At 62.9% G+C, this 10,008-nt stretch carries 8 protein-coding genes; 5 read left to right on the top strand and 3 right to left on the bottom strand.

Translation table 11 applies throughout. The annotated features are described in order from the left end of the window. Positions 1-476: IS30 family transposase (locus D9X30_RS29675; protein WP_249641129.1), on the bottom strand; the 476-nt coding region annotated here is incomplete at its 3' end. A 51-nt stretch (positions 477-527) separates the two neighbouring features. Between D9X30_RS29675 and D9X30_RS29670 the strand changes: the two genes are divergently transcribed. From D9X30_RS29670 to D9X30_RS29650, 5 genes are all read left to right on the top strand, one after another. Beyond that, entirely contained in the window at positions 528-1,445 is a 918-nt protein-coding gene (locus tag D9X30_RS29670; protein ID WP_153949275.1) for a T6SS immunity protein Tli4 family protein, read from the top strand. An 85-nt stretch (positions 1,446-1,530) separates the two neighbouring features. After that, entirely contained in the window at positions 1,531-2,631 is a 1,101-nt protein-coding gene (locus D9X30_RS29665) for a T6SS immunity protein Tli4 family protein (protein ID WP_228771023.1), read from the top strand. Between the two features lie 111 nt (positions 2,632-2,742). Next, complete coding sequence (locus tag D9X30_RS29660) at positions 2,743-4,050, top strand: KPHS_23130 family T6SS system protein (protein ID WP_153949276.1); 1,308 nt, start codon at positions 2,743-2,745, stop codon at positions 4,048-4,050. Then, a complete protein-coding gene (locus D9X30_RS29655; RefSeq protein WP_349632249.1) occupies positions 3,995-4,324 on the top strand; it encodes a PAAR domain-containing protein in 330 nt (109 codons plus the stop codon). The genes D9X30_RS29660 and D9X30_RS29655 overlap by 56 nt, the downstream gene beginning before the upstream one ends. A 69-nt stretch (positions 4,325-4,393) precedes the next feature. After that, positions 4,394-7,912, top strand: coding sequence for an ImcF-related family protein (locus D9X30_RS29650; protein ID WP_153949278.1), 3,519 nt, complete (start codon positions 4,394-4,396; stop codon positions 7,910-7,912). 28 nt (positions 7,913-7,940) lie between these two features. Here D9X30_RS29650 and D9X30_RS29645 read toward each other — a convergent pair whose 3' ends face one another. After that, positions 7,941-8,792, bottom strand: a complete 852-nt coding sequence (locus D9X30_RS29645; RefSeq protein ID WP_153949279.1) for a citryl-CoA lyase — start codon at positions 8,790-8,792, stop codon at positions 7,941-7,943. Next, the gene (locus tag D9X30_RS29640; RefSeq protein ID WP_153949280.1) at positions 8,789-9,988 is read right to left on the bottom strand and encodes a CaiB/BaiF CoA transferase family protein; all 1,200 of its coding nucleotides are present in this window, start codon (positions 9,986-9,988) and stop codon (positions 8,789-8,791) included. The genes D9X30_RS29645 and D9X30_RS29640 overlap by 4 nt, the downstream gene beginning before the upstream one ends. Positions 9,989-10,008 lie beyond the last annotated feature (20 nt).

Here is a 10,008-nt window from a genome sequence, read left to right as displayed (position 1 = left end):
GCGATCGTTCCCCGCGCGCGATCGTTCCCCGCGCCCCGTGAACGACGCTCCTTGTGGGCCTTACGCAGGCTGCCGATTAGCTCGCGGCGCAGCTCACCGCGCGGCGTGGCGTAGATCACGCAGTAGATCGTCTCGTGGGACACATGGAACTCCGGCTGGTGGGCATACATGCGCCGGAGTCTGCCTGCAATCTGTTGCGGTGAATAGCCCACGCGCAGCCATGCTCTCACCAGTTTCAGCAGCGCCGTGCCTGCTGCCAGCTTGCGCGGCCCACGTCGACGCCTTCTCAGCGCCATACCCTGCGCGCTCGCAGCATCGTAGGAACGATGACTTCCGGCCCGGGCAACCTCGCGTGAGACAGTCGACGGACTTCGCCCCACCACTCTCGCGATCTGACGCAGGCTGCACCCCTCGTTTAGTAGGCGATGAATCCAGTTACGCTCTTCGATACCCAGTTGACTGTAGCTTTGTCCCATCCCAACACCCTAACATCAGGGTGTTGCACTTCATTCTAGAGACCGCCCAGTATGTCTTATGAGAAATATCGATATGCCGGGAATGATATCGAAATAAAACTTAATGTAAATGCGCTGACTTTTCAACGTTTGGTAGAACTTCGTGATCAGGAGCTAAAAGCAATGAAGCGTACCACGCTGATCCCCTACAAGGAAAAAGTTGAAAAAGGGCTGAAATCGATGTGGGTTGAAACGAAAATTCCAGGGTTGGAACGGGCGGAATCACCATCCCGAGATTCTCGGATATTCATTTACAAAGAGAGCGCAGACGAAATCTTCGAGGCATTCAACCTGGAGGGATACATTCTGGCTGGGGACACTCAGCTAACAGTGAAGGGCTTGCTCGGTAAAGCCGGAGTGCAGCAAGTTCTTCACAGAAATAGCGAATGGTTTCGACAAACCAAATACCGCGAAGACTGGTCAGTGCCCACTGAGCGAGGGTATTGCGTGAAAGGTGCGCTGATCGGCGGGCCTCCCGTGAGTACCGGCTGGGTTGATCGGACATTCCTGCTGATGCCGGGGCGCCCTGCCACCTTTATCGTCACCATGCGCGCATCCCTCGACGTCGATCAGCAAGCCTCCCTGCTCAAGGCCGTCCCTGACCTGCGCCGGGAGTTGGATGGCCGCCTGCTGCTCAGCAAAGTGAAGGTGCTGCGCGAGCGCAAGCGGGAGTTTGCCGGGATGCAGGCCGAGGAAGTGCTGCTATCGATGAAGGAGGATGGTGTTGAGGTTTTTCGCTTCCATCTGATGGCGCCGGGCACCGAGGATGATCATGGCCGGCCATACACGGAGATCCAGTTGGACCTGGGTGCCGAGCTCAGCGAGGACTTTCCGGCAGAACTGGCCACCTCTCCCGTAGACGAAGCCGGCGCCCTTCAGGCCTGGGATACATTGCTCGACAGTTTCCGCCTGCGGCCTGGGGCACTTTGATGCGTTGGGTTTTGGGTCCGACCCGATGGGCCACGTTCCATAGCGTGGCACTGGCAGTCCATAAAGCGAAGAAGGAGGGCTGCTCATGAAACACTCATTCGCTGCAGCACGCATGTTCCGCCTCCTCTTGGCTATTTTCGCAGTGGGATTGCACGCTTGTACCCCTTACCGATCGACCGAGCCTGATGTGAAAGAGAATCCATTAATTGCCAACTTGAAACCATGGTGTATTGGACGAATGATTCTCGACAGGCCGGCAGAGAGCAGCATGTCGTATGAGAAGTACATGTATGCCGGCAATGACATCGCAATAAGGCAAAACGTAAGCCAGCACACGTTTATGCGTATGGTCGAAGCGAAAGAGGCAGAGTTTAGAAGCAGAAAACGGACGTACACCATCCCTTACAAGGAAATGCTGGCTAAGGGGTTGAAATCCATGGACATCGAGACTAGCGCTCCATGGTTGGAAACAATGGCGTCACCATCGCCTCAGTCGCGGTTGTTTGTCTTCAAGAAGGATGAAGACGTTCCGAAAGACGTTTTTCAGGGTGAAGGGTACATTCTTGCTGCTACGACGCAATTGACGTTATCCGGTCTGCTGGGAAGAACTGCTATTCAGCGAGTGCTTCGCGACGATAGTGACTGGTACCGCCAGACAAGCTATCGCGAAGACTGGTCTGTTCCAACCGAACGAGGCTTCTGTATCAAAGGCGCGCTAATTGGTGGCGTGCCCCGCAGCACGGAATCTGTCGATCAAACCATCCTGCTGATGCCTGGCCGCCCTGCAACGTTCATCATCACAATGTGTAACTCATTTGACATCGATCAGCAAGCCTCCCTGCTAAAGACCGTCCCCGACCTGCGCCGTCAGCTGGATGGCCGCCTGCTGCTCAGCAAAGTGAAGGTGCTGCGCGAGCGCAAACGGGAGTTTGCCGGGATGCAGGCCGAGGAAGTGCTGCTATCGATGAAGGAGGATGGTGTTGAGGTTCTTCGCTTCCATCTGATGGCGCCGGGCACCGAGGATGATCATGGCCGGCCATACACGGAGATCCAGTTGGACCTGGGTGCCGAGCCCAGCGAGGACTTTCCGGCAGAACTGGCTACCTCTCCCGTCGACGAAGCCGGAGCCCTTCAGGCCTGGGACACGCTGCTCGACAGTTTCCGCCTGCGGCCGGGGGCACTTTGATGCATCGCGATTCGGTTGGACGCAGCAGCAAGGACAGCGAAAGAAAACGCGAGACGCTTTCGTTCGGCACAAGCCTTGCCAGTCATGCCGACAACGAACCGGATAGTTGATATGGCCGTCGATTTCTCCTTGCTGCCTTCAGAAGAGACGTTTGAGGAAAAGCCCCCATCCTGGCGGCTCTGGGGTGTGCTGTTTGTTGCCGCGGTCCTGGTGGGCGTGGCCGCCGTCCTGCTGCTTTGGCCGGATGGCATGCCTACGGACACCTGGCGATTCTGGGCCACGTTGATCCTCTTCCCGGTTGCCATGCCAGCATTCGTCGTCCTGCGCCGGCTTGCGCACCATGAATCGAGCAGGCTCGATGCCGAGATGCGAAACGCCGCCGTCGTCGCTTTCAAAGAACAGGTGTTCAGTGCCGCGAGCATCCCGCTGGCGTTGCTTGGCGCCGCGCACCGGTTTTCTGCGGATTCCAGTCAGAATTCCGCCGATGGCGTACGGGAGGGTACGTTGCGCATCAAGACACAAAAGCCTGTTGCCTACGACACCGCGCCGGTCAAGGCGCGATGGTTCGATGTGGCCGGCGTGCCGATGGCGCCGGGAACCATCAATGCGGACTTCAAGCGTGCAAGTCTGTTGACGCCGTGGCTATTGGACCAGCTGCTGGCCGAACTGGCGCCCCGCATCGAGGCGTTGCCGTTGGCAGTCCCACTCGACGTGCGCTTGCACGTCGTCAACGCGTTGCCGCTCGAACAGAACAGGCGGCTATGGGACGAATGCTGGGGCGCAAGGTTCGCGCGAGCTGCGTCGCTGGAGATCCCGGCGTTGCCAGATGACCTGATGGCGCTCGACCGATGGCTGGACCGATTGCTCGCAGGCGGCGAGCCGCGTGCAACGTTGTTCGTCAGCGTTCAGCTTCGTCCCGTACTGCATGCGTCGCTGCCCGATGGATCGGCAGAGGCAGGCGTTGCCGTGTTGTTGATGCCCGATGCGCTGGCGCACAAGCATGGCATTCACCGTGCTGCGAATCTGCACCGCCCGGTGCGCGGTTTGGCGATGGAACCCCAGGAAGCGTATTCCCACGCACTGCGTTGGGCCGGAATCGGGGCCGGCGAGTTGGCCGGCGCGTGGCAAGCCGGGCTCGATGCCAACCAGGCCGGGGCGCTGCGACAGGCGACGATGAAGCTCGGTATGGCGCTCCATGCCACGGATCTCGACCAAACCGTGGGTCACGCAGGGGTTGCTGCCGGATGGCTTGCCCTGTCTTGTGCTGCTGCGACACTGACGGACGCGACCGCAAAGCAAGTCGTCATGGCGGGTCAGGGCACCAGCGTTGACTGCGCCGTAATCAGGCGCGATAACCCGGCGCATGGTGGCCCGGACACAGAACCTTCACGAAACGATTGCAATGACCAGACGCTATGACATTTTGCGGGGTGACGCCACGTCGTCCGGCGGAACCGTGCTGGGCGGAGACGCCAGCGATACGCTGGGTGGCCGCGAGCAAGCCTACGAAGGCGATCCTGTCTGGTGTCCGCAATGCAAGACGGTCGGGCGCATCGCATGTCAGGGGCCGCGCCATTCGATGCGGGACGAGAATGGTAGGGAGGCGGCATTGAGTGACGATATTTGCGCATGTGGCTGTTCGCCTAGTCCTCTGCTTATTCCGTCCCAATATGGCTCATACACGGATGTATGACAGACGAGTGATCGTAGTGCTTCCAGAATTGTCCACAAGCCGCCCCTTCTCGCCTTTGACTTTCCATCGATGAAGAAGCTGCGAATTGATGTCCTGTCCATTCTGGTGATCGCACTGCTTGTCGGAGGTGCGATCCTTGTTTGGGGCAAGGATCTTGGCATTGAAACGGCCGAGCGCCGGGGTGAATGGCTATCCGGCGTGGCATTTGCCGCGTTGTTGCTGGCGATCGTCGTGTCATTCCAATATGGGGTACGCTGGACTGAAGCGATTCGCCATGTCCGGGATTGGCTGAACACCCGCCAATCCAGTATGGCGGATACAACCCAGGCGGCCCTGGCGCCGAAGCGCCCCGCACCGCCAAGGCTTTCGCCGTCCCTGGCCACGTTGCGCGATGCGCTGCGCCACAAGTACGGCCTGCGCTGGCGTTATCGCCAGCCTTGGATGCTGCTGGTGGATGCCGATGCGGGTGCTCACGCGATTGCCGGCGCGCTGCTGCCGGAACTGAAGGCACAGGGCTGGCTTATGACGCCCGATGCGGTGCTCGTGCTGGCTCAGTATGACGAGGATGGTCAGCCAGATATCACGTGGCTCAGGCAATTCCGCCGACTGCGGCGTTGGCGGCCGCTCGATGCCCTCGTCATGCTGTTCGACGGACATACGCCAGGGGCACTGCAGGGCAGGCAGGCGCAAATCCTTGCTGCCTGGCGGCTACGTATTGCCGATGTCCTGCGCTGGTCCGCGCCGATATTCGCGATGCAGGCGGGGCAGACGATTGCGCTGCCTGCTGCCGAGGTGCCGCTTGTCGGTTGCGAGATTCCCGAGCGCGCCGACGCTTCGGATGTCGATGTCGCGTTGCATGTGCTGCGGCATCGACTGGCGTGCTGGAGTCTGAGTGGATGGCCGATGGATGTGTGCACGCGTCATCTCGGCCAATTGTCCCAGGACTTGGGCGGCCAGGTCGACAAGCTGATCGCCATGTCAGCTGCTGTGGCAGGCCATGCCCGGCAGCGGATGGGCTTGCGTGGCATCGTGTTCGTACCTGTGCCCGACAAAAGCCGCAGCATCGGCACTGCGGCGGATTTGTCGGTGTGGCAACACATTGCCGAGGTGGCGCAACGCCGGCCGGGGCGCCGCGCCGTCTGGCATCCCTTGACGGCCGGAGGCGGTCTCGTATTGGCAGGCATCGGGATATGGACGGCCGGCATGATGTTCTCAAGCCTGCAGACAGACACCGACATCCGGGTTGCCCGCCAGGCGGTGCGTGACATGGAATCCGCGTCCGATGCGGCCACGCGACTGAACGCGCTGGATGTCATGCAGCAACAGATCGCGCGATACGCGTACCGCGCCAGCCACCATCCGCCTGTCTTGATGCGCTTCGGCATGAATCGCGACGCCGAGGTCCTGGCCGCCCTGATGCAGCCGTATGCCAAGGCCAGCCGTGAAATCCTGATCCGGCCTGTGGTGCGGGATCTCGAAGCGTCGCTGGCCGACTTGTCCCGCTTGCCGACGGCTGGCCTGAGCGATGAAACGAGCAATTGGGCACTGGCGGGGCATGACGCGCTCAAGGCCTACCTGATGCTGGCGCACCCTGAACGCACCGATCCGGCTTTTCTTGCCGGACAACTGGCGCGACACTGGTCCACTGATGCGCGTATCGGCCCGGCGCTCAAACAAGACTATGGCGAACGATTTTCCCGATTCTTCGTCGAGCACCTGAGGGCGAATCCCGAGTGGCGCATCGCCGCAAGCGCCGAACTGATCCATGGCGCACGTCAGACGCTGTTGGCCGTCATGGGCGAGCGCAACGCCGTCGATACCATCTATCGGAACATGATCGAGGGCGTTGGCAACAAGTATCCGGATCAGACGCTGGCGTCGCTCGCGGCGGGGACCGATACGCGCGGGCTGCTGCGAAGCGACGCCGTGGTGCCCGGCGTCTTTACGCGGCAGGCCTTCGAGGGCTACGTGGCCGGCGCCATGGAGAAGGCCGCTACCGAACAGGACGTGGCGGGCGATTGGACGCTCGCGGTGGGGCAGCAGTTGCCCGCCGGCAAGGGCCCGGATGGGGCGCCCGCAGAGATCCGCAAGGCGCTGGCGGACCGCTATTTTGCCGACTATGCCGAGCATTGGCAGCAGTTCATGAACGGGCTGCAATGGGAGCCGGTCCGAACGCTGCCCGGCGTGGCCGATCAGCTGAAGCTGATGGCAGATGCACGCCAGTCGCCCGTCATGGCGTTGATGCGTGCGCTGGAATACCAGGGCGGTGCCGGTACGCGCAGCGCGTCATTGTCGGACACGCTAGTCAACAAGACCCGGGAAATCCTGAGCGGCAACGATCCGGCTCCCGTGAAAGTGAGGACCGATCCGGACGGTCCCTTGCACGCGGCATTCGGCCCGGTGATGCGCCTTGTGGACCCGTCCCGCAATGCCGGTAGTGGTGAGTTGAGCCTGCAGCGGTTCATGGACCGGGTGACGGCGGTTCGACTCCATTTGCAGCAGATTGCCATGGCCAGCGATGCCGAAGCGCAGGCGCGCCAGATGGCACAGGCCTTGTTTCAAGGCAAGACCTCGGAACTGGCCGATACGCAAGCCTATGCGCAGCGGATGGCGGCCAGCCTCGGCGCCCAATGGGCTGGCATGGGCAACGCGCTGTTTGTGCGGCCGATCGCCCAGGCCAGCCAGGCTATCGTCCAGCCGGCGCAGGCGAGCCTGAATGAAAGCTGGCGGTTGGGTGTCGCCACGGCATGGACGCGCTCGTTCGCAGGGCGCTATCCGTTCTTCGACACGGAAAACGACGCGTCGCTGCCGGAACTGGCGCGATTCCTGCGGCCGCAGGGTGGGCTGATCCCCGCATTCTTGTCGACCCAGCTTGCCGGGGTGCTGGAACTGCGGGGCGATGAATGGGTGCCTACCACGACAGGCGGGCAGTCGCTCGCATTCGATCCGGAGTTTCTGCGGCGTATCAACACGCTGCAGCGCATCGCCACGCACATGCTTGCACAGGGGGAACCGCGCTACCGCTTCCATCTCAAGCCGATCCCGACACCGGGCCTGACCGATACGCTACTGATCGTCGACAACCGGCCGCTGCATTACTTCAATCAGAAGGAATCCTGGATGTCCATGCGCTGGCCATCCGACAATCTGCAGGACCCTGGCACCCGCCTGCAGTGGCAGACCGAGACGGCTGGAACGAGCAAGAATCATGAGTTTGCCGGCGCCTGGGGGTTCGTGCGGATGCTGGAGCGGGCGAGCGTTACGCCCGTCGATAGCGCAACTTTCCAGTTGAGCTGGCAGGCCGTTGCGGACGCCCAGGCGTCGCCCCTGTCGCCGGCTCCTTCCGTGCGTTCGGTGGCCGAATCCGGCGTGCGCAGCGATGGAGGTGGTGACAATGAAAGCCTGAGCGCCCGCCTGCCGCGTGTGGCGGCGCCAGCGGATATGACGTATCCGATTCGCTACCTGCTGCGCTCGGAAGTCGGCCATGGACCGCTGGAAATGCTGTGGCTGCGCAACTTCGTATTGCCTTCGCGCATCTTCACGGATCAGGCGCCGGCGTCGGGGGGCGCGCCGGCGTCCCGCGCGTAGTGGCCGTCAGGCGGTCGTCATGCGGCCATCAGGCCGCAGGGTCTCCTGTCGGCACATCCCGCTGCGGGTGGCCGTCGTATGTCCACAGGAACTGCCGGGGGATCGGACCCTTGTTGCGGCCGCCCTGCTGGGTCTGCTCCCAGGCGTGCGACAGGATGCCCACCGAGCGCGACAGGCAGAACAGGCCGCGCGCCAGCGGTGCCGGGAAGCCCAGTTCCGCGTAGATGACGGCGGTGGCGCCGTCGATGTTCATTGGGATCGGCTTCTCGCGGCCTTCGCCGAGCTTCTTTTCCACGGCGCGCGCGATGGCGGCATAGCGGCCCGACACCACGCCCGCGTCGGCGGCCTGGTCCACCAGCGTCAGCAGGCGCGGGGCGCGCGGGTCCAGCGGGTGGAAGCGGTGACCGAAGCCTGACACGAACTTGCCGTGCAGGTCGCGGTAGTTTGCCAGGCCAGCGGCCACGGCGTCGTCGAACGGCACGCCTTCGTCGAAACGCCGTGCGATGTCCTGATACAGTTCCACGGCCTGCTCGCCGGCGCCGCCGTGCACGTCGCCCAGGACGTTGACGGCCGAAGCCATCGCGTTGTTCAGCCCCACGCCGCAAGTGGCGGCCATGCGGGCGATGGCGATGCTGGGTGCCTGCGGACCGTGGTCGACGGCGGCCATCAGGGCTGCGTCAAGCAATTCGCCCTGGCGCTTGTCGGGCAGTTCGCCACGCAGCATCAGCCAGATCATCTGGGCGAACGACACGTTGCCGATCAGCTGCTCGATCGGGTAGCCGCTGTAGCGGATCTCGCCCGGCTTCATGTCGATGATCTTCGTGCGCCACCAGTCCTGCGAGGCCTGCCGCCCCGCGTCCATCGGAAATGCTTCGCTCATAGTGCGCGCTCCTGTTTCAGGGTGGCAATGTCGTCGGCCGCGTAGCCGAGTTCACCAAGAATATCGTCGGTATGCTGGCCCAGCTGCGGCGGCGGGGTATCCACCGACGGTGCCGTGCCATTGACCTTGAAGCCCGTGCGGACCAGGCGGATGTCGCGGCCCACGCCGGGCACGTTGGCAAAGTCGCCGATCATGCCGCGATCGCGTACCTGCGGATGCGCGAGCACGTCGGGCACCTTCAGCACCGGGCCGGCGGGGACGCCGGCCTCGTTCAGCAACTGCCACCATTCGGTGGCCGGCATCTTCGCCAGCTCGGCTTCGAGTTCGGCGGTCAGCGCGGCGCGATTGGCCAGGCGCGACTGGCGCTCGGCAAAACGCGGGTCGCCGGCCAGATCGGGACGGCCCACCACGCGGCACACGGCCTCGAACTGTTCCTGCTTGTTGGCCGCGATGTTGAGCGGCCCGTCCCCGGTACGGAACGTGCCCGAAGGGCTGGCAGTCATGTTCTCGTTGCCCATCGGCACCGGGTCCTTGCCCGCAACCAGGTGGTTCGACACCACCCAGCCCATGGTGGCCATGGTCGCTTCGAGCATCGACACATCGAGGAAATAGCCCTGTGTGCGGTCCCGGTCGGCCAGCGACGCCGCAATCGCAAACGCGGCTGTCATGCCGCCGATGGTGTCGGAGACCGGATAGCCCACGCGCAGCGGCGCGCTGTCCTTGTCGCCGGTGATGCTCATCACGCCCGACATGCCCTGGATGATCTGGTCGTAGGCCGGCAGGTCGGACAGCGGGCCGTCCTGGCCGAAGCCCGAAATCGCGCAGTAGATCAGGCGCGGATTCACCTGTTTCAGGTCGTCGTAGCCGAGGCCAAGCCGGGTCATCACGCCGGGGCGGAAGTTCTCCACGACCACGTCGGCGCTCTGCGCCAGCTTGCGGAACACTTCCTTGCCGCGCGCGTGCTTGAGGTTGATCGTGATCGACCGCTTGCCGGGGTTCTGCGCCAGGAACGACACCCCCATCAGGTTACGGTTCAGTTCGGCGTCGGCGCCCAGCTGGCGCGCCAGGTCGCCGGTGCCCGGCGTTTCCACCTTGATGACCTCGGCGCCCATATGGGCCAGCTGGTGGCAGCAGAAGGGCCCGGCCAGCACGTTGGTGAGGTCGAGCACGCGGATATTGCGAAGCGGCTTGTGCATACGGTTCTGCCAGGAAATGG

Origin of the sequence: Cupriavidus sp. U2 (genome assembly GCF_009663685.2) — a bacterium.
GTDB lineage: Bacteria > Pseudomonadota > Gammaproteobacteria > Burkholderiales > Burkholderiaceae > Cupriavidus > Cupriavidus necator_C.
Note: the sequence above shows the minus strand (reverse complement) of the source record. Positions and strands in the feature narration are given on the sequence as shown.

Bases quoted from the DNA above. Each gene is read 5' to 3' on its own strand.
- D9X30_RS29670 (WP_153949275.1), top strand. From the start codon at position 528: ATGTCTTATGAGAAATATCGATATGCCGGGAATGATATCGAAATAAAA.
- D9X30_RS29665 (WP_228771023.1), top strand. From the start codon at position 1,531: ATGAAACACTCATTCGCTGCAGCACGCATGTTCCGCCTCCTCTTGGCT.
- D9X30_RS29660 (WP_153949276.1), top strand. From the start codon at position 2,743: ATGGCCGTCGATTTCTCCTTGCTGCCTTCAGAAGAGACGTTTGAGGAA.
- D9X30_RS29655 (WP_349632249.1), top strand. From the start codon at position 3,995: ATGGTGGCCCGGACACAGAACCTTCACGAAACGATTGCAATGACCAGA.
- D9X30_RS29650 (WP_153949278.1), top strand. From the start codon at position 4,394: ATGAAGAAGCTGCGAATTGATGTCCTGTCCATTCTGGTGATCGCACTG.
- D9X30_RS29645 (WP_153949279.1), bottom strand. From the start codon at position 8,792: ATGAGCGAAGCATTTCCGATGGACGCGGGGCGGCAGGCCTCGCAGGAC.
- D9X30_RS29640 (WP_153949280.1), bottom strand. From the start codon at position 9,988: ATGCACAAGCCGCTTCGCAATATCCGCGTGCTCGACCTCACCAACGTG.